Below are 19,553 nucleotides of genomic sequence, written 5' to 3'. Positions count from 1 at the left end.
CAAATCAAAACCTAAGTTGAGAACCTCACTTGCCTACGGATGCAGTCAGGCCATTTGGCACTCGGTTGCAGCGGTGCTGCTCATGAGGGCGGAAATGATCTCGCTCGCCACACGTTGGATGTGGGAGAGCGACGCTAGCAGCAGTTGCTTGTCGCCCGTATAAAGCTGAATGTAGTCGTTCGAACGAGCTAGGCCCTCAAGCCCCGCTGCCTTCGAAACGACATACGAGACGGCTTCGGCTTCAAGCTCCCGTACGCGTCGCGTCGTCTCTTTGCGACGCTCCGTGCGATGCAAGAGTTCGTGTCCAAGCTCGTGCACCAGGACGGCGAACTCCTCCGCTGGCGAGAGTCCGAGTCGCAGGGCAATCTTCCCTCCCTGGGAAACTCCCTCGGCTCCGCCAAGGGATACTTCGTATCGAAGGTCGATGCCACGCTCCGCGACATATTCCTTCAATCTCGACAGCCGTTCGCCAGGTTCGCCAGCAATCTGAGCGAACTCTGGGAGATCTTGGCCTTCGGTCTGTGAAACGTCAAAGACGTACACGGCTCGAAACCCAAAGACGTTTCGCTCAGAGTCTTCCTCGTCCCCTTGGTCTTCGGCTTTTTTCCGGCCGACCATCGGAGCGAGAATGAGAATCCCCTTCTCCCCTTTCTTGACAAAGCGGCCAAGCTGCTTCCAGCGACTAAAGCCCGCAACGCAAGTCGCATCGGGCTTCTGGATGGCGATGAGCAAGCAGTTTCCAAAACTGTATTGATGGAACTTTGCTTGGAAAGCGAGATGCTCCAAGAGCCGCTCGCTCTTTCCTTGCTCCAAGGCTGCGATGAGTTCTTCCAGACCTCGGTCTGTGACCTCCATTGCTTCTTCACGATCCATGGTTCACTTCTTTCAAATAGTCAGCAGAGCGTTTGTTCGCTTACTTGTGGGTGGCGAATAAACGCTCTCCTCGGGATGAACTCCGCCTGAGATACAAGGGAAGCAGCAAAGGCTTGGCTCGAAGACCAGGCGAACTGTGCGACTTCGTATCCGCGGGCGGGGCGGCAAGAATGCCATAGAAAGCCAGCCAACGGGGCTAGGCAAAAACAAAACCGTGGAATGCACGCCACCGGTCTCGCATGCAAGCCGCGTGAGCAGCTCGTCCACGAGAACGTGGCACGGTTTGAGAACTTCTACCCAGATGACGTCCTGACGTTTCAGGACAGCAGAGAATAGCGCAGAAGTTGATACTACTCAAATAAAGAAAGTCCACGGCGAGAATCGCTTCTTCTCCCGGGCCACAGTTGATTCTCTCCCGCTGGGTATTAGTTAATGTTCCAGCATGCACAGCTTGCCGCTTCGGCTATCCTGCTGGTTCTCCCCCTCAATGGAACTGAAACTATGGCGATGAAGGTACCACCGCATGGTGCGATGACTCGAAGTAGAAACGCTGCCGGGAGGATGTAATCGCACGGACATTTCCGCGTAGTCACGTCCTGAAGCATGCTTCAGGCGGGCATTTCGCTTCTCGCGGCCCGTCTACTTGGAAACAAGCTGCTATTATCGCATGTGTCTGCCGTTTGGCACACCTTTTTAGAAATCGAAGTCTGCGAGTGGCGTTCCGTAGTCATCGGGGGCAGCCTGATGTTGAATCAACTGCTGGTCAGCCACCCTGCTTGTTCGCTCCTTCTCGACGGGTGATGCGGCGGGAAGTATGAGCATGTGCCGAATCTCGGGCAGCGTGTGAGGCTTATCCAGGAACAGCCTTTGCAGATCTTCTGGACCCCATTCTATCGACCTGCTGACCGCCTGATCCTGTTCGTCGTTTCGCCTGACCTTCGGTCGGTCCAACTTCTCAGGGAACTCGAACTCCGGTTGCATCTGTGCCATCCGCAGCGTTGTTCTGAAGACCGGCAGCGTAGGCGTTAGGTAAATGCCTTCGCATTTGCCGGTCGTTTCCGGGTCCGGAAAGTTGCCGAACTCATCCGCTTCGACGGCGGGTTCCCCGCGAAGCTCCGTGGTAGTTGAAGTGCCCTGATTCGTTGTGTTATTGACAGCTTCGCTTGTACCTTTCGAAGTGCTGGTGTTCCTTTGATGCGACGAGCCGGTAGTCGTCCCCTCGCTTGTAGACTCATTGTTCGAGTGAGAACTATTATCCGCTAAACCATGGGTCACCGTAGTACCGGTTGTGACCGAGCCTCGCTCTCCGGGTCTAGAAGCCGATGTGGTGCTTTGCTGATTGGCAATTGAATTGGAGACAGAAGAGCCAACGGTGTCGGATGTTCCTTTCGAGCTGCTCGCGTTAAGTGATCTACTACTGCCTTCGGATTGACCATCCGTACGATTTTCGGAGGTCGTATTCGTTATCCCTTTGCTCGTTGAGTAGGTAAACGTAGCTTTTTCGTAAGAACGCAGGCAGTTTCCGATGTGTTCGCTCATCCACTTTCGCGTTCTTGTATCGTTCGACTTAAGGCACGCCAAATACGAGCAAAGGCCGATGATGGTTTCAGACCCGTCTTCGCCGTAGGCTTTTCTTACCTGAGAAAGTTGCTGAAGTCCAAGCACAACATTGACGCCATAAGAGCGACCTTCGGCCATTAGTCGTTCAAGTTCATCAAACTGGCCAGCTTGGCCAAACTCGTCGATAAACAGATGCCGGTGTCTCTTCTGTCGTTTTCCATTTTCATCGATGTAAATGGAGTACGTGTCATCTAGCCAGAGCCCTGTGAGAGCCTTAACCAAGGCTTTGTTGAGCGGTGCATAGGAAGCGACGAGTTCTAGCGTGTTGGGGAGCACGAGGACGCTGTGCCCCCCCTCCAAGCACCATTTCTTCAGGCTGATTGCTCGTCCGCGATTTCGAGCGTCATACCAGCGATTAGCGACCAGGCGAAATTCACTGAGACAATTCCGGAGGGTCATCATGACGCTCGATGTTTGTGTGTCTGCTAGACCGAAGCACTCGTGGAGTTTTTGTACGGGTGTATCGTGCCATCTAAGAATATGCTTGATAGAGTCGTCGGACGCCACGGCAGTTACGAGGTCTCGCAGTGTCCACGAGGGCTCTTCTCCAGCGTGGCGGGCGGCGTTTCTAAAGGAGACGATGATCGCCTCCAGAACAGTCCGAGCAGTGCCATTCCAGAACTCCTGGTTCTTGTCCTGGGAGGCTGCCGTACTCTTTGGAATCAGTTGTTCGGAGAACTTTTGGATGCTCTCGTAGTCGTTGATGTCGGCAGCAACGTCCCAAGCGTAGCCGTTTGGGTCAGCCGGGTCGAGGTTGAAGAGATCGACATCGCTGTCAAACCCAAAGGCTTCGAGATACTTGAGGTACTCGCTTTTCGCGTTGTAGACGACGGCTTGATGCATTTGACTTCGGCTCCATTGATGGCTTGATTCGGGATACGGTGCCGTGCCGCTCGATAAGTGCTCTGCCAATCTTGTGGCTTGAGCGTTCGAGAGCGGCAAGAGCGATGACATTAATCGAAGCAACGTTGTCGTCTTCCCTGACCCTGTCGTTCCGACAACCAACATATGGGGCGAGTTGCCAGTTGTTGCAAACGGCACCCCACCAAACTGAAAGTGCGGACGGACCTTATCGCCTGCAAACAGATGAGCCCTTGCAAGCGTCGTCACCTGCTCAATTCCGTAGACTTGTGATCCTTTGAAGACGTGCTCGATGTCACCCATTTCGGTGGTGTCGAAGCAGCTATCTGGCGGCATTATTTCTCTGGGCGTTTTAAACTGAGGCAAAGGTGGCATTGCCATCAGAGGATGACGCAGCGGCTCGGCGGGAGGCTTGGGCTCGGGCAAGGCTGCCATGCGCCTCGCAACTGAAGTATGGTCGCATACATTCTCCCACCACGATAAGAAGGTGTTCAAAGACTCTGGGGGTGGATTGTGTTTCTTCCATCGATGGTCGTAGATGGATAGTTTTAGCATCGACGCTTTTCGTGCAATAAGGGCGTCGTCAAACCGGGAATGTAACGTGTTCAATAACGCTCCGAATAAAGGCACACCGAATACCAAGTATAAACCCACGGGAACTTTTCGAGTCTCTGGGTCGTCAAACTCGTCTGTGGTGTAGTGCCCAAGCGGAGCGCGTTCTTGAACATGCCTACCCGGGATACGATCGTCCCACTCGTACTTCCCTGCAACGTGTAGAGGAGTATGGACGTAAAGGTCACGTGATGTGATGCACAAGTTGGGGCATTTGTACGTGGCGTCAGGCTCGCATATATGAAATATAACGTGGCCGTCTACGCCTGCTTTTCGGGCACGCCGCCTATCGCGGTACGGACTTGAGAAGTACTCATAGTGGTTAAGCTGTTGAACGAGGGTGTCTCTTCCCTCACGATTCGCCCGTCGACGTGTCCAAAAAGAAAGAGAGCTTAATACGCCACTCATCCATATTCCTGGGTACGTCCCCGTAAAGAGACACGCTACGCTAAAGATGAGAAGCCAACGCGATGCCTTCATCGCGCGAGAGACCTTCCTTTCCCACAGCGCCACCTTAGCAATGTTATCGACCGCGAGGTTAACCATTTCCCGCTGCTGATGCAGGGCAAGAATGGATTTATTCCTATAATGTTCGTGGAGTTGAAGGTCCAGTCGCTCCTGTTCTAGTTCCATTTCTTGTTCCCACGCAGCGTGTGCCGCGTTGAACTCCGTAACGCGTTCTTGGTACTTGCAAAGTGCATCCTCGTTCAGCTTCTGGAGCTTACGGTTGTTCTTCTGGACGTTCCGCACCGCTAGTTCGTACTCGGCTCCGAGCCTAAGGTTATACTCCTCGACCATTCGGTTCTCATGGACTTGAGCATCGTCACCAATGTACTTTCGCCACATTGCAACACGGTGCGATGATGGAAGGGCGACGGCAGACTTCTCGCTAGCAAACGCCTCGCGAAACGTATCCGTCAACTCAAACGAATAGGACTTCGGCAGCAAAGCGAGGGCTCGCTGCTCTTTTCGAACTTCTACCTCGTCGCTTTGACTAGAGGTGGAAAGATTGCTGTCTTGAGAGCTGGGATTGTTCATTTTGTTCCATTCCTGCACGTTGTTGTTCTTCCAAAACCTGCCTATAGCGATCGAGTAAGGTCTGCGAGCGTTCTTGAGGGCCCTCGGGCTTGGGAGCCTCAAAAGATCTCTCAAAGGCTTCCTTTCCGCGTCCTGCGTCGAGGATCGGGCCATAGTGGGATTGCTCCCCAAAGAGCGACACATCCTTGGTGGCGCGTGTTAATTGGATGGCGATCTCGTGCGGTTCACCCCTCTGCTCTGGCAGGAGGACCAGCGACGATTCAATCTTGATGTCCTTGAGCCTATCCGCGGTGGCCGCATAGCCGAGTTGAAGCTTGTCGAAGTCTCGTCCGGAAATGAGGATGCGTTCCTTGGGTTCAGCTGATTGACCAGCCCGCTCTTTAGGGTCGAGCTCGACCGTTAGCCAAGGCGGGTTTGCAGAGTAGGCGACCTCGCCGCCGGGCTTCATCACGGCGTTGAAGGGGACGTCTGGCAAATCAAGCGCTGTTCCAATCTGCGTTGTTGGTACACCCTGGTCGTTGTTGGTGGTGATGAGGATCCGGTCTCCTCGATGGACTCGTTCTCCCTGTCGAATCTCTACCGAGTCGACGCTGAGTTGCTGAGCAGCCTTGCGATGCTCCTGCACGCCGTTGTTAACGCGTCTGGCTTCATTGGCATTGCTAACGACAGCGATGGTCTTGCTGAAGTCTGCGTTAACTAGCTTGCTGTACTCGGCGATTAACAACCAGAGAGCACCCGTCTGATTGGTTGCAAAGCGCGCATCAGCAAGGTAAGCCGTGGGAGAGACAAGCTCTTTGCTCGTGCCACTGGCTAATCGAGAGAGCGTTTCTTGCAACAAGACTTGCCGTTTCTCGATCCGGGCTTCTGATTGAATGACAATCTTATGATCGTTGGCCAGATCCTTAGAGGACGAGTATGAGAGGCGACTGGCCAGGCTCTCCAAACTGTTACCAAGCTGGGCTTCTGCGGAATAGATAACGGTGCTGTGCGAAGCTCGCGTAAGCTGTGTGAACGCCATCTCCTTATTGAGCATCGACTCACCCAGGAGTACGTAACTCGACTTGACGGTCGCTCCTTGTGCCTTGTGTGTTGTAACGGCGTAACCAAGCTGAAGGCTGGAATACTTATCGAGGTCGACGACGATAGCATCCACCTTCTTGCTTGACCCTTGTGGGAGAGTTGGCGCGTCCAGCTTCACTTCCACCCTCACGGACTCACCCCTCCATTGCGGCTGGTGAATGCTGGCGACGGTGCCAAGCATTCCGTTTCGGAGACCGAGTCGGTAGTCGTTGCGGGTAAACAGGATGCGATCATTGAGGTGAATGCGTTCTCCATTCTTGAGCGAAGCAGTCTTTCCTTTAAGCTGACCTGCTGCTAGTCGGCGTTGCTGCAACCCAGCATTGATTTGTGCCGCTTCTGCTCGCGTGGAAGTTAATGCGAGCGACGTATTGAAGTCCGCAGCACTGAGCTTGCCGTAGTCCGCGATTAGGTGAGAGATGGCGGCTTTGTGGCTCTTTTCCAGCCGCAAAGAATCATTAGCCGCGTACAGGTCGAGCGCGAGACGCGGTTCATTCTGAATTAAAGCGTAAGTCGCATTTCGCATCCATTCCTGTCGTTGGCGAACGACGGTCGTGAGATACTGGCAACCCAGTCGATCGCAGAGCGACACAAAGGGTCCGCCCGCTTCGATAGGCGGCAATTGGAGCGAGTCGCCAATGAGTATCAGTTTGGCACCAACCTTGTCGCACTGTTGCATTATTCGGAGCATCAGCTTGGTCGGCACCATCCCTGCCTCATCGACAACGAGGATAGACTTCTCGGTGAGCGAGTAGCTTGGGATAGCGTTGCGCTTCTTGTAATCCCTTTCCATTTGCTTAAGGGCTTCTCCTAGCGGATTCTTCATCCATGCTTTCGTTCGATAGCCCTCATAGTAGGCCCCTTGCGAGGTAGTAGCGGCACTTTCTGGAAAGCACTTCCGCAGTTCATCACGCGTCAGCTCTGGTAGTAGTGATAACATGAGCTTACTTAGAGTGACGCTACGCATGCCGCTAGCCGATTCAAGGCCCGCTGCTGCTTTACCGGATAGGGCGGTTCCAAGAACCTCATAGCCGGACTGCTGCCAGGCGAGGTTTGCCGCTTCAAGCATCTGAGTCTTCCCGGTACCGGCGTACCCTTGGATGGGCTTTATGCTGCCAGGCTCCTGGGTGGCGTGGATGAGGGCCGTGTCCTGGTCGAAGGTGAGTGAGGCGGCAACGCCGATTTGCTTGCTCAAGCGTTCTTCAACGGTTTTCTTGGCTTTAGCAAGGACCTTGTCACTCACGGGATGAGAGCCTTTGCGGCGGCCTTTTTCGGCGATGGTCAGTAACTCCCGCTCAGAAGCTAGTGTTTCTTCAGTTGCGTAGTAGCGATAGTCTTGTCCGGTAAGCTCGACTCTATGTTGAAAGCCATCCAGCGCGTCTTCGACCGCCTCGATGACGTCGGTCGCATCTAGCTCGCTCGCCTGCAGGGACACGGCTACTTTCTGAAGCAATTCTCTTTCTGAAAAGTAAGACTGGCTGCTTGAAAGGGACTCGATGCTATTACTGAGGGCCTCACGCAGCAGCTTATCACGAGCGTCGCTCGTAAGACGGGTCGCGAGCCCTGAACTGACGGAGTCCATCGCGGCGTCAAGAAGCTGCTCTGCTTGTTGCCTTCCGAAGCCATGCTTCTCACCTGCTTCAAGCCATTCTCTGGTACATTCGGGCATAGATACCACACCCTTGGCCGAGCGAGTCTTGATGGCGAGTTCGGCCATAAGTTGAGGGCTCTCCCATCCTTCCTCTTTAGCGATCTGCTCGATGACTTGGCGTCGCTTGCTTTGCTCGTCGCAAAGGCTCTGTGGTACTCCGCTTAGCTTGAAGCTCCATTCGTCGGCTTTAATTTTGAGGCCCAGCTCTTTGGAAAGAAGACTTGCGAGCTCTAAGCGAAAGAGAGCCCCCGCTACCATCTTGTGAAGATAGATATCCTTACTTCGGATGGTACCGGTTGTCCCGTCTTCTCGAACGCACATGTTCATAGCAAGGGCGTGAATGTGTAGTTGTGGGTCCTGGGAGCGGCTGGTGCCGTGGGGACAAAGAGCGTAGACGCCTTTGGCGTGTTCAACTCTTTCGCCTCCTTTGCCGCGTCGGGTAAATAAGGCCTTCGCATCGAGATAGTCGACAGCCCGCTTTGTGGCCTGCATTAGCAAAGCCTCGATCTTGTGACGGTCTGCTGCCCCAAGCACGGACCAAAGCACAGAAACAGATTTCGGTGCGGAAAAGGTCATGTCCCAGGCTGGCTGGCGATTCCTTCCTTTGGGAGTCTGGACGTGCCGCGTGGAGCCGTCAAAACTAAGGCCACTAAAGGCCGCTCTCAATTGTTCGGCAAGAACTTCACCGGTAAAGTCGAGTAAGCTCGCGCCGTCACCGTACCACACCCCTGCCCTATCTGCCGTCAGGTAGTAAAGGGCGTGGTCTACCTCTAAGTAGTAGTCGGGGTTCCTGCATGCACTGACTGAGAGCACTTCAATCTCCATCTGCTACTTTTCAAGCGGTTCGTATAAACTTTCGCGTATCCAGACCTTTGCTTTCTCATTGTCCATCTTGGCGGCGTGCACGAGCACCGCGTAGGTATTGCGTCGAATGAGCTCGGCGACGCCCATGAGCTTAGATTCGATGCCGCCCAGCAAAGCTCGCTGCTCAATGCTGTCGCGATTGGCAAGGTAGTGGAACGTGATTGCCCGTGCCCGCTGGTGGTGCGAGCGTTCGCCATGTTGGGCTGCATCTCGTTCGAGGGCTTCGAATGCTTCTGGTGAGAGTTCAAACGTAACCAGATTGCGCGGCGCCGCGTTGGGTTTCTTACTTGACAGTTTCTTCATGGTTGGTGCTCCGTGTACGTTCTGTAAACAAGGGTTTCCGTCATGATTGTTCGAGAGAATTAGGAGTTTTTAGGGGGCTGTCGTGTACACCAAAGGTGCATCAGGTGTGAATGTTTTAAATTGTTTCCTTGGAAGTGCGGGGGAGATCAACTAGTCCCGACGAATCGTCGTCGGCGACTTCGGATAACGACCGCGACGCCGCCAGGGGCGTTCTCCGGCTGAGCTCGATACCTTGTACTCCGCAGACGAAACGAGCATCGGCGAGAGCCTCCTTAAATCGCAACGAATATCCCATGCGATTAAAGCCTGCTCGCACGAGTTGCTCCTCGATCGATACCTTTAGTTCTTCTTCCTGCATTGCTTCCTTCTGCTGAAGCGTCGCCGCCATCAGGTCGGCGACTTGAGCACGACTGGCGGCCGGAGCGCCGACCTTACGCTTGTCAGACGTCTTTTTCGAAGTCTTGCCATTCGTGCCTACGTGGGCTGTTCCTCGCAACGCAGAGATTGCTCCGTCGAGACGAGCAATCTGATCATCCATATCCGTCAGTTCGGTCCGTAGTTGATTTGCCTTGGTGGCTGACTTGGCTTTCTCATTCTCAAGCTGTTGGGCGATGTCATGGAGTGTGATGGTATTCATGAGGAGTTCTCACGGGGGTGTGGGGTGGGGAGTGGGACGACTGGAAATAAACCAGCATTGGTGTACGGCTCAGAGATGTGTGAAGTTTCTCGCCTTGTTCGGTGTGGCGAGGTCTACTTCGCTTGCGTTGGATAGTTGGCTTGACACTACGCGTAATCCTCGGTGACCAGTCCAGCTAAGTCTGAGAGGTGCTTGAGGCCGTAAGTTGGGGAGTGTCTCCACGCTTTGTCTGCCGCTACATAGCGGCCGCCAATGTTGGCCGACGAAACCAAGCCGTCAGACTTCATTCTGCCGAGGGTCGTTAGCTCGACGCTGAACGCCCTCAACTTGGCGAAGCTATCGCCCCTTTCTGCTTGTAACCGCAGCCATATGGGGAGTAGGTGAGTTTTAGATGCCATTGGGAAGTTCCTCTGCTGGGACGACGGTCGTGAGATAGGATTACAAGAACTGAGCTGGACAGCGGAGCTCCGGCCCTGGGCCAACGGCCCAGGACCGAACTGCCGCCATCGGCTATCAACCTGGGCTGCGTGTCGGCTCCTCCCAGATGCCCCCGCTTGAAATGACGTAGGTGAAGGACAAGTCGTTACGTGACGCCTGCTCCTTCTCCTCAAAAGGTTCTGGGTGGGGAGCTATGTCCTCAGTTAGCATTGCTAAGCGTGGGTTGGTGGTCTTCGAGCTTACGCTTCGCGATTTACCGCAGGAGACGCCGGTAGTTGTGGACGAAGCTGGCGAAAGGGAAGAATTAAGTGGATTAGACATGGCGACAATTTCTTTCTGATTGGAAAACTATTGGTGACTTGAACGAGGTAATGAATGGCGGCTTGTCGGCAAAATACGACGAGCGGTACACGAGCAGCTGGCCAAGCGGAGGCCCGCGAACGGTTGGCAACGACTGTGCAATTACTGGTGGATAGGTATCGCCACAATTTCGAGTGGCGTGCTGCTTGGCGTAGGCAGCGGCAGCTCCATCGCTCAGCGAGATGTCGACGCAACTACTCGCCAGAACTCGGGGCGTAGCATCTCGCAACGTCATGAGGCCCCTCCACGGCTATCGCTGTCGCCGATGGAGGCGGCGGTAGCGTCGATGAGCGTGAGAACCGCACTGCGAACGTGGGGCGGAATTTGGTCCCAACGCTCTACGAGACGAAGAAGTGCCTCGTCCTGTCCGGGCCCGTCAAGGCGTGCCAAGGCGAGACAGAGGCGACACGTTGTCAGGCTTGCTGACTGTGGCACTGACTGGCCAAAGTCGTCATGCTGCAAGTCGTTGTCAGATAACGTACTTGCGGAAATTGGGACGCGGGTTCGATTCCCGCCGCCTCCACTCGACGCCCCCTGTGACAGGGGGCGTTTTTTTGTGCCCGTTGGTGTCATAAGGTGCCATCTCCTCAGGACTTACGGCAAGGGTGCCCGCCACCTCGTGGTGACACTCGGCGACGGCCGATGACCCGTTTGGACAAGCTGGGACGGCTGGGTTCCTGACAATATCCTGACAACTCAGCGGAGCAGGCAGCCCACGGAGTGCCTGAGCCTGGTCCTGAATCCCGATGTGGGTGTACTTCATCGTCATCTTCACATCGGAGTGGCGTGCCAGCTCCTTGGCCTGAACCAGCGACGCACCGTTCCTAAGGAGTTCGGTGATATGGGTGTGCCGACCGGCAGCGTGAAAGTCGGCAATCCCGTCGGCAGTCTCGTACTCGATGCCCACGCGTTCGAGATCCTTCTTGACCATCAGCCAAGTCCGTCGGCGGGCCAGCTTCGGAAACAGAAAGTCGGTGGGCAACAAGCCGAGCAGCCACTCACGAAGCATGGGCACCAATTCAGGATGGAGAGGCAGTACGTCCCTCTTGCGGTGCTTCGAAATCGTCGCCTGGATGGTAACCGTGGGTGGTGAGCCATCGAGCGAAAAACTCTGCGGCGTAAGACTGGCAAGTTCTCCTCGCCGCAGACCCGTCATGTACGAAAGGGTGTAGATTCGAGCCCGCTCTTCTCCACTGTAGCACTGGATGCTTTCCGAGCTCTCTCGGGCAGACTTGATCAGCTTCCCAAATTCCACCGGCGTCAGAGCTCTGCGTGGATGCCGTACGTCGGTTTCGGCGTTGAGCCGGGGAATCCCCACCGCGGGATTGCGTCCCAATCGCCGCTTTTGGACCAGCCAATTGCACAAGCCTTCAATGGCTTGCAGATAGTGGTTGTAGGTCCGATGTCCCAAATCCTCCTCCTCGCGAAGCTCGATTACTAACGCTTCGATGGCGTCGGCATTGATATCGCCGAGGGTTTGGAAGTCGCAGCCCTCGACGACGCGGCGAACTCGGCCCATCGTCAGTTTGACGTGTTTCGTCGTATTCTTTCTCTTGGTCAGGCTACGCTCGTAGTCTTCCAGATGCTTTGCAATTCCTGACTTCTTCTCCAGGGCCAGATCGGCTTGCTCGCCGTCGACGAGCCCCATGCGCCGGAGCCGAGCTTCCGTCTCCAGTTTGACGGCAAGCTGCTCGGTGAGGGATTTATCGGTGAACCCCTTTCGCATTCGTTTCTTGCCGTGGTGATCCAGATACTCGAAGTACCATGGGGCCCCTTTTCGCTTTTTATCGCGGCCGAGTTTAAAGACGGATGCCATATTCTATTTCTTCCTTTCAGTGCTATTTTCGCGCGCCGATGGCGACGGGCAACCGGCGTCGATCCAATGATGTATCTGTTGGCATCCCCAACGGGTGCTGTTGCCAATTCGCAGAGGAGCGGGCAAGGCACCTGCACTGAGCAATCGCCATAACGTTCGCTTGGAAACTTGTAACAACTTGGCGACCTGCTCCGCCGTGAGCAGCAGCGGGTCATCGCGGGCGTCAATCGAAAATGATTTGAAGGACTCTTTGTCGGTGGGAATGGGGTCCGAGCGTTTCATGTTTACTCCATGGCTTGCTTGAGTGAAATTGATTATTAGGACCGACGTGCGATTGAGCGGACCCTAGAAGGTCTGCAGAAAGACCACTTCCGAGTACACCCGATTGAAGATCATCTTGGCGCCGCTACGGTTGTAGCCATCCTGCCGCAATTGATCGCTCACTAGGTCCCACGTATCTCCGGGAGAGATGCCGGGATTATCGGTAACGAATCTTCGCACAAGCTCTTCAATGACCGGCTTGGTCGCCGAAGGGGCGGTGGACGCGGCCGCACGCCGCCGGGAAGACTTGGTACCGCCCGAGTCCGAGAGCACCTCCACCAATCGCTCGGCTTCGGTCAATTCGGTGCGGAGTTGTTTGACCCGCGCCGTCGCTAGGTCGCGAATGCGCAGTCGCTCGTCTTCGAGCTGCCGCAGGCAGGTTGCTAAATCCTCATGTGCAGTTTGCATGGCATGGTGCCTTTCAAGTGGGAATGAAAAATAGAGAAAGTGTTGATGGTCGCGACGAGTAGCTGCCTACCGTTCGTGCTCGCAGTCGTGGCCACGGTCCTGCTGCCGGCCTATGGGGCCGTTCCAATCGTGCTCGTCGAGTTCCTCCTCTTCTTCGGGGAGGTAGTCCGCCTGGTCCTGCCGTTGCCACTCTTCGAATTCCCGCTTGGCGACATCATCCCACTCGTCGCTCATCGATTGATACTCGGGACCAACCTCTTGCTGTGCTTGCTGCTGATAGCGGATTTCCCTTCTCGCCCGCTCGTCCAGTTCGGAGTGAACGTCTTGCTCCAAGTAACCGCCTGGCGTGTAGTCGAGCGTCAGATGCTTCTCGGATGGCTTTGGGAAATCAGGCTCTTCCGTAGGCTCCCAGCTCGCCGCATCAAAGTCGTACGCGATATCCGGAATCTCGATCGAATCCGCTTCGTCGAACTCGCGGCTCAAATCGGGAGCCGACTCAAAATCTCGATCGCTCATCGCAGTTCTCCAACCATGTAAAGGTAAAAACGTGATTACATCCGCACGCCGCCGTACGAATAGCGGCTGAGTCCTTCGTCGTACTGCCCCGAGAGCGGCAGGCCGGCGAACTTCGTCCCGTCGCCGGTGACGATCGTTTTGTAGGCGGCTCGCGACAGCCGCATCGGTACGACGCCACCGCCCATCACATAGGTGAGCGGGCTCGTTAGTGAAAGCTCCCGCAGCACCTCGTCTGCTGTGATGACATGGGCCACGTCCTGCTGCTTCTCTCCCCACACCCCTTCTCGCTGGTTGTGGGTACCGAACCCCATCCGGTCGCAGATTCGCTGGGCCGTCTTGAGATCATTGATGGAGAAGTAGATCATCGTCGAACAGGCCTCCATTTCCGCCGCCGCATCTTCGCCGAGCGTCTCAAGGGCCGAGGGCCAGCTCTGAAACATGAGCCACAGCTTGACTCGAGCGTCGCGCAGCAAGGTTAGGCCGTTGCGTATGGATTGAATTCCCTGAAGGTATTGGCGGGCTTCATCGCAGATAAACAGCGTGGGAACTGACGGACGGCGAAGATTAGTTTGAAGAATTTGGAGTGAGAGCTCCGCGTGCGATCGAAGCCAGGGTAACGCGGCCCGCAGGGCCGCATCGCCACGTGGCGGAACGATAAAGATGGAAGTCGGTCGCTCGTCATCCCCCAGTTGCCGATACGAAAAATCGCTCGCGCCGGTCAGCTGGCTGTCCATGAATGGATCAAGCGCCCAGGAACAGCGGGTTTGAAATTCGCTCTTGAGCGTTCCATAGCCGCGATCGCCCAGCTCAAGAATTTGTACGGCGGTTGTGCTGATGTAACTGCCCACGTTGTGGTGAGTATTACCGGTCATCTCGCTAAGGAGCTTCTTCATCACCTTCGGTCCATTCTCGTCATTTATCCGATCGATCCCCATCGCCCGTTCGATGATCCGAGGCAAGTTCTGACGGCGACGATCCTCTGAAAACGTTAGGGCGTGAAGGATGCCGGCGGCGAGGTAATTGCGAGGCGCTTCACGGAACCACGGGTCTTTGGTTTTGCCGTCGTCCGGGAAACTCCCATCGGCGATCGCCAGCGCCAAGACACGGGCGTTGTTTGCGTTGGGATCGATCTCTGAGAGGAGCGTATGCCGATTGGAGGGGAAGACGCTCTGCTGCGTGGCGTCCAACAGAAACGCCTGGCTCTTGGGCAGCCAGCGCGTGACGTTGGTAATCCCTCGGGGATCGACGCCAAAGGTTCCCGCTGAAGCCCCCTGTGGATGGGGCGGCAATTGATCCTGATCGACGCGGGCAGCGAGGAACTGATCGGCTGCTTCGGGCTTCACGGTGATATGCACCATCGAACCGCGGTGCATCGCGTAGTTGCCGGCGGCGCAGATATGCTTGCCGCCTCCCGTTTGAGCGATCGTACAAAGGTGCGACGGCCCTCTTAAGAAGACCTCCTCGCCACGAGCAAACGTGTCTTCGAAATTCGTGCGGCCGACGAAGACGCCATCGCTGAAGCATCCGTGTGGGGTTTGGCAATCCTCGATCCGCGTAATGTGCCGGCGGATTGCGATCGGGCCCGCCCAGCTGCTGTGGCGTCCGGTGCCGCTAACCGTCCATCGCCGCAAAGTCGGATGAGCCTTCAAGTAGGCCATCAAATCGGGCCACTTTGTCACGGCGATGCCAACGGCAACCGGCAGGAGTGCGACTCGTGCAATCACGCCCATTGCAGCGAACGCATGACTGCCGCCGTTGACCGTAAGTCCCACAACGCCGCCGACGAGGGCCCACATCCCTGGCAGGCCTAGGAGGAAGAACAATACCACTCCGGCGATGACGCGCCGTTTTGTCGAGGAGCGACAAATGGGGCGAAGGATTATTGTTAACCAGCACAGTCCGGCGATCGTGAACGCACCGCTCGATAGTTTGGCGACGGCGAACCGAGCGCCGGCAGGCCATTCGGCCCAGCCTTCAGGCGGCGAGCCAGCGAGCAAGAATGCGGTGATTAGGACGATGGGTGCTGCCAGCAGGAGATAGGCGAGCTTTTGAAAGCCGTAGAAGCGAAACGGGTTCTTGAGAGGGTTCATGACTGAAGTGCCTTATTCTTCTGACCACCAGGTCCATGCCGACCGCGGTGTTTCGGGCGTTGAAGGTTTGGAAGCCTCAGGTTCGCTAGGTGGCGGAACTTTGGCGGGTCTATCGAATGCCCCGGGAGCGTACGGATTGAACATTCCCGGCTCAGGCAATCCGGCCCCCTGTGCATAGCCAGTGAGGTTGGTGGTGACCGGGCCGGTATAAGGCGGGGACGATGCGTCTGACGCCGATTTCGTCTGGGTGGCCGAGCCGCCCTCCTTGGAGGGCCCGCTCGATTGCCACCAGCAGACGAGTCCGACGACGCAGGCGCCGCCAAGCGCCCACCGCATGAGCAGCTCGCCAAACGATTGCAGTGCCCGAGTGATCCGACTCCCGAACAAAAGGAGCGCGAGCACCCCAGCCACTGCCAGACACATCGTCCCCGTATCCATGACCGTGACCTCCTAGAAGCGGATGTTCTTGGGGGCATCCGGGACGAACGTGTTCCCCCGCTGACGCTCCATGTCTTGGCTGACCCGCTCTTCCAACTGCTGGGTTATCGATTTGGAGAACATCTGTTGCACGATGACCTTCGGCAGAATGATGGCCCCGAGGAACAGCACGCAGTAGAGGAAGATGGAGAGCAGCAGGCTGCCCCCCTTCTCGTCGTCGTCCGTCGACTTGAGAGCAGTACCGGTGGTTTGAGTGTTCATGACTTTGAATCCTTGAATGGGTGTTAGAGAAAAACAGCCGTGCGATCTTCGGCGGCAGGGACTACGCCACCGCGGGTGGGTCCGTCGTGTGGTCCTCATTCGGCGACTTGGACGGCAGGAGGTGGGGGTACGAGAAGTGGGGCGGAACATTGACCCGCTCGGCCCCGTTGCTGGCGAGCAGATGAAGCCAACGGTCAATAAAACCTTTAAGAGCCATAACACGTTCTCCTTGAGACGTTGAGGATGGCGACTGAGGAAGGTCAGTCGGAGTGGCAATCACTGTTGCCTTCATCTGTTAGGGGGAGACGAGCGAGCGGTTTTGGCGCACCAGGAAAAGAAAAATCCAAAAAATCCTGGTGTCAGGCGGCAAAGATGAGTCCGTCGTCTTTTGCCCAACACGTACAGGCTTTTCCTGAGCCGAGAAAATCCCTTTCCCACCTGCGGTTTTCTGCTTGCCACGGGCCCATCGCCCCCCGAAAATGCGGCCACCTGAAACGCAATTCCGGCTCAATTTGCCCTAAGGGAGGAACGAAAGCTTTGAACGAACATCATCCGCCATCGCAGCGTGAACCGAGCGCAAGCCGGCTTGATATCGAGAGTAAACACGGCAAGGCGTCCATCCGCCGCATTACCGAACGGGCCCGATGGGGAATGCGGTCGGTCCAGCGGATCGGCCTGGATCAGGAAGACCTGATCAATAGCACGCTCCGCACCGCGTTGCGGCGAGAGGGAACGCCCGAAGAAGCACCCGCCCCGGAGGAAGACATCTGGGCATGGTTTGAAAAGCTGTTCTGGAAGAAGCGCGATCAGTATAAGGGGATGCAGCGAACGCAAAAGCACGGGTGGAAGCTGGAAACAGACGCCTTTACCTCGGCTGAGGCGGGCATCGAAGAGCTGACCCATAATGGCCGGCAATCATCGGATGAGCTTTCAGCGAATGTCGAAACGTATGTTCGCTGGGCGCTCAGCGAAATTCGCTCTGATCTTCTTATGCCCGAGCAGCGTGAGATCGCCCGATTGCTGGTGATCGGTTGCAAGCCAAAAGAAATCGCATTGGAGATGTCTCTCCCTGTTGATTCTGTACGTCGCAAGATTCGACGCCTGCGAAGGACGCTCGCGCCAAGTGACGATTCCGGTAAGACAGAACTACTCGATTAGATTCATCATGCCTCAGCATCCTCTCAGCCGGCTCGATAGTGATAATCAGCAGTACGTCAGTGCCTGCTGCCGCGATTTTCGATCGTTCCTGCCGCGTCAGGAACCGCATCTGCTCGAAAAAGCAATCGAAGCCGCGCCGAGTGACGCACGATTGGCCTTGCTTTGCGAGTTACTGCCGATTGAAATCGAGCACATCAAACTTCGGACGGGCAAATTACCAACGCTTCACGAACTTAGCCATGCGCACCCCACGCTGAAAGAGCTTCTACCGGCCGCCTACAAATGGGTGCCCGGCGAGTCGCGAGTGCCCGATGCCTTTGGCCGCTACAAGACGACCAAGGTCATCGGTGAAGGGGGCCAAGGATGCGTTGTGCAAGCCCGAGACGAGCTGGATGATCGACTTGTTGCCATCAAGTATGCCTGGGAAGCGCAGCATGTCCGTTTACTTCGTCGCGAACAGATGTTCTTAGCGGATCTCGCGCATAAAAACATTATTCAAGTGCTCGGTTGGGGAGACGAGCCAGGGCTATTCTACATTGTGCTGCCCCTACGGCGCGGCGAAAGTCTTCAACTTGCATACGCGCACCATCGTCCTAGTCCCAAGTTAGCCGCGGAGATCACCCTTCAAATTGCAAGGGCGATCGCCCATATGCATGCTCAAAACGTGGTGCATCGTGATATCAAGCCGGGCAATATCCATCTCGATCCGCAATCCCCGGAGGACACGGTCGTCCTGCTCGACCTAGGGCTAGCCGTTGCCCTAGCAGCCTGGAATGCAGAAGATCGGCGGGTACTGGAGCATGGGGGCACCAAAGCCTACATGGCCCCGGAACAGCTCGCGTCCGACGAAAACAGCGACCCCAAGCTCAGTGACGTATATGCGCTTGGTGCCGTGCTTTTCTTTCTGCTGGTCGGCGAACCGCCTCAGGATAAAGCGGCGGTGCATACAAATCTCCTTAGGGCGAAGGTTCCCGATACGCTTCGAGCTATTTGCCGGCGCTCGCTTGAGTCTCGTCCAGCCGATCGGCAAGCATCAGCAGCCGAGTTGTCGCGTGAACTCGGACAATATTTGACGGTGGATACAACGCGTCGAGCCGTTTTTAAGTATGCATTGCCCTTCGCATCGGTTGTTACTCTACTGGCCTCATTTATTGTTATATGGAACTTCGCGCCGGGTGGGCGGGCGCCAGAAGCTTCGCCTGGGCTCGTAGATCAATCCGACCGCATTACGCCACTCGACTACGGGAATGTGTCGGCGGCTGACTTTCAGGTTTCAGTCGAATGCGATACAGATTCTCGTTGGGTCGTTGGCGGTGATCCTCGACTTCTTAGGTTTCCCGGCAAGCTCGCCGTCCGAGGAACCCCATCTACCGACGCAATGCTGGCAGGGGCTGAGTTCCGCTTTCATAACGGCCCATGGAGAAACGTGTATCGCGAACCGAAAACCAATCTATCCATCGCCGAATTGACGGAGGCCGAACTGCTGCTGCGAGGACCGTTGTATATCAGATTCACTACGCTCGCACGAAACGGCTCGCCTACTATATGTGGTCCATTTCGATATTCTGTTTACTTGGACGAGAGTCTCGATGTGATTAAAAAACAGTTAGCAGAAGAGATTGCCAAAGAATGGATCGACAAGAAGTATGACTGGATTGGCAATAGTATATTTTTCCAGAAATGGAGTCTGCGGGTCAATCGCTACCGATTTCCCTGGACCCCGGTTGTCGCGTTGCGCTTCGGAACGAGCGCCTCAGAAATGGTTCACTCCATAGACATTGCATCGTACGGGCTGGAGACTATCGCGGACGCTAAAGACGCTACAGAATCTGGGGTATTCGCATCCTTCTACTACACCAGCACTGAATTCGATAACCTCACGAAACCCTTGAAAGACTCCCATAGTCTGTTCGCACAACTGCATTTCTTTGACGGAAGCAAAAGCGAGGTTCGCGAATTCTTGGCCGACCTCCATCCGCAAAGTGAGCAATCCATTCGACGTCGCAAACACCTCGAAAGCGTTGGTTTTGGCGGGATTTCGCAACCACTCGTCGAACCCGTGCCGCGTCCGGAGAACAATTGGTCTCCTTGATGAAGAAGCGGGAACGGCGGCGCGAGGATAGTAAGGAATAGTCGTTCTCCCGTCTGCATCCTCAGCTGGTGCAGCGTCTCCACTCCTGCTGAGCTTCGCCGCGGTTGGTCATTTTGACT

General features: G+C 55.8%; 14 protein-coding genes. 2 read left to right on the top strand and 12 right to left on the bottom strand.

Going from position 1 to position 19,553, the window contains the following annotated elements; translation table 11 throughout:
• Positions 1-45: 45 nt before the first annotated feature.
• The 12 genes from SH292x_RS22875 to SH292x_RS22820 all read right to left on the bottom strand — a co-directional run bounded on the left by SH292x_RS22875 (position 46) and on the right by SH292x_RS22820 (position 16,401).
• On the bottom strand, positions 46-873 hold the full coding sequence (locus tag SH292x_RS22875) for an ArdC family protein (RefSeq protein ID WP_442483343.1): 828 nt from the start codon (positions 871-873) through the stop codon (positions 46-48).
• Between the two features lie 693 nt (positions 874-1,566).
• A complete protein-coding gene (locus SH292x_RS22870) occupies positions 1,567-5,004 on the bottom strand; it encodes a type IV secretion system DNA-binding domain-containing protein (RefSeq protein ID WP_442483342.1) in 3,438 nt (1,145 codons plus the stop codon).
• The gene (gene mobF, locus SH292x_RS22865; RefSeq protein ID WP_442483341.1) at positions 4,961-8,557 is read right to left on the bottom strand and encodes a MobF family relaxase; all 3,597 of its coding nucleotides are present in this window, start codon (positions 8,555-8,557) and stop codon (positions 4,961-4,963) included. Before mobF ends, SH292x_RS22870 begins: the two co-directional genes overlap by 44 nt.
• 3 nt (positions 8,558-8,560) lie before the next feature.
• Positions 8,561-8,899, bottom strand: a complete 339-nt coding sequence (locus tag SH292x_RS22860; protein ID WP_442483340.1) for a hypothetical protein — start codon at positions 8,897-8,899, stop codon at positions 8,561-8,563.
• Positions 8,900-9,014: 115 nt separating this feature from the next.
• The gene (locus SH292x_RS22855) at positions 9,015-9,536 is read right to left on the bottom strand and encodes a hypothetical protein (RefSeq protein ID WP_442483339.1); all 522 of its coding nucleotides are present in this window, start codon (positions 9,534-9,536) and stop codon (positions 9,015-9,017) included.
• Between the two features lie 1,267 nt (positions 9,537-10,803).
• Positions 10,804-12,150 carry a tyrosine-type recombinase/integrase gene (locus SH292x_RS22850; protein WP_442483338.1) on the bottom strand — a complete coding sequence of 449 codons (1,347 nt, stop codon included), beginning with the start codon at positions 12,148-12,150 and terminating at the stop codon, positions 10,804-10,806.
• A 3-nt stretch (positions 12,151-12,153) separates the two neighbouring features.
• Positions 12,154-12,432 carry a helix-turn-helix transcriptional regulator gene (locus SH292x_RS22845; protein ID WP_442483337.1) on the bottom strand — a complete coding sequence of 93 codons (279 nt, stop codon included), beginning with the start codon at positions 12,430-12,432 and terminating at the stop codon, positions 12,154-12,156.
• Positions 12,433-12,495: 63 nt separating this feature from the next.
• Positions 12,496-12,879, bottom strand: coding sequence for a hypothetical protein (locus SH292x_RS22840; protein ID WP_442483336.1), 384 nt, complete (start codon positions 12,877-12,879; stop codon positions 12,496-12,498).
• A gap of 66 nt (positions 12,880-12,945) precedes the next feature.
• Positions 12,946-13,395 carry a hypothetical protein gene (locus SH292x_RS22835; RefSeq protein ID WP_442483335.1) on the bottom strand — a complete coding sequence of 150 codons (450 nt, stop codon included), beginning with the start codon at positions 13,393-13,395 and terminating at the stop codon, positions 12,946-12,948.
• 35 nt (positions 13,396-13,430) lie between these two features.
• On the bottom strand, positions 13,431-15,485 hold the full coding sequence (locus tag SH292x_RS22830; protein WP_442483334.1) for a type IV secretory system conjugative DNA transfer family protein: 2,055 nt from the start codon (positions 15,483-15,485) through the stop codon (positions 13,431-13,433).
• A 450-nt stretch (positions 15,486-15,935) separates the two neighbouring features.
• Entirely contained in the window at positions 15,936-16,184 is a 249-nt protein-coding gene (locus SH292x_RS22825; protein ID WP_442483333.1) for a hypothetical protein, read from the bottom strand.
• Positions 16,185-16,245: 61 nt separating this feature from the next.
• Complete coding sequence (locus SH292x_RS22820; protein WP_442483332.1) at positions 16,246-16,401, bottom strand: hypothetical protein; 156 nt, start codon at positions 16,399-16,401, stop codon at positions 16,246-16,248.
• A 320-nt stretch (positions 16,402-16,721) separates the two neighbouring features.
• Here SH292x_RS22820 and SH292x_RS22815 point away from each other — a divergent pair, with 320 nt between their 5' ends.
• Both SH292x_RS22815 and SH292x_RS22810 read left to right on the top strand, forming a co-directional pair.
• Positions 16,722-17,342, top strand: a complete 621-nt coding sequence (locus SH292x_RS22815) for a hypothetical protein (protein WP_442483331.1) — start codon at positions 16,722-16,724, stop codon at positions 17,340-17,342.
• 7 nt (positions 17,343-17,349) lie between these two features.
• Positions 17,350-19,434, top strand: coding sequence for a serine/threonine-protein kinase (locus tag SH292x_RS22810; RefSeq protein WP_442483330.1), 2,085 nt, complete (start codon positions 17,350-17,352; stop codon positions 19,432-19,434).
• Positions 19,435-19,553 lie beyond the last annotated feature (119 nt).

The organism is Aeoliella fuhlenseeensis (assembly GCF_052161615.1).
Lineage (GTDB): Bacteria > Planctomycetota > Planctomycetia > Pirellulales > Lacipirellulaceae > Aeoliella.
This window is presented reverse-complemented; position numbering and strand designations above follow the sequence as displayed.

What these genes read in the sequence shown, in the direction of transcription:
- SH292x_RS22875 (WP_442483343.1), bottom strand. Translation starts at nt 873, where the DNA reads ATGGATCGTGAAGAAGCAATGGAGGTCACAGACCGAGGTCTGGAAGAA.
- SH292x_RS22870 (WP_442483342.1), bottom strand. Translation starts at nt 5,004, where the DNA reads ATGAACAATCCCAGCTCTCAAGACAGCAATCTTTCCACCTCTAGTCAA.
- mobF (WP_442483341.1), bottom strand. Translation starts at nt 8,557, where the DNA reads ATGGAGATTGAAGTGCTCTCAGTCAGTGCATGCAGGAACCCCGACTAC.
- SH292x_RS22860 (WP_442483340.1), bottom strand. Translation starts at nt 8,899, where the DNA reads ATGAAGAAACTGTCAAGTAAGAAACCCAACGCGGCGCCGCGCAATCTG.
- SH292x_RS22855 (WP_442483339.1), bottom strand. Translation starts at nt 9,536, where the DNA reads ATGAATACCATCACACTCCATGACATCGCCCAACAGCTTGAGAATGAG.
- SH292x_RS22850 (WP_442483338.1), bottom strand. Translation starts at nt 12,150, where the DNA reads ATGGCATCCGTCTTTAAACTCGGCCGCGATAAAAAGCGAAAAGGGGCC.
- SH292x_RS22845 (WP_442483337.1), bottom strand. Translation starts at nt 12,432, where the DNA reads ATGAAACGCTCGGACCCCATTCCCACCGACAAAGAGTCCTTCAAATCA.
- SH292x_RS22840 (WP_442483336.1), bottom strand. Translation starts at nt 12,879, where the DNA reads ATGCAAACTGCACATGAGGATTTAGCAACCTGCCTGCGGCAGCTCGAA.
- SH292x_RS22835 (WP_442483335.1), bottom strand. Translation starts at nt 13,395, where the DNA reads ATGAGCGATCGAGATTTTGAGTCGGCTCCCGATTTGAGCCGCGAGTTC.
- SH292x_RS22830 (WP_442483334.1), bottom strand. Translation starts at nt 15,485, where the DNA reads ATGAACCCTCTCAAGAACCCGTTTCGCTTCTACGGCTTTCAAAAGCTC.
- SH292x_RS22825 (WP_442483333.1), bottom strand. Translation starts at nt 16,184, where the DNA reads ATGAACACTCAAACCACCGGTACTGCTCTCAAGTCGACGGACGACGAC.
- SH292x_RS22820 (WP_442483332.1), bottom strand. Translation starts at nt 16,401, where the DNA reads ATGGCTCTTAAAGGTTTTATTGACCGTTGGCTTCATCTGCTCGCCAGC.
- SH292x_RS22810 (WP_442483330.1), top strand. Translation starts at nt 17,350, where the DNA reads ATGCCTCAGCATCCTCTCAGCCGGCTCGATAGTGATAATCAGCAGTAC.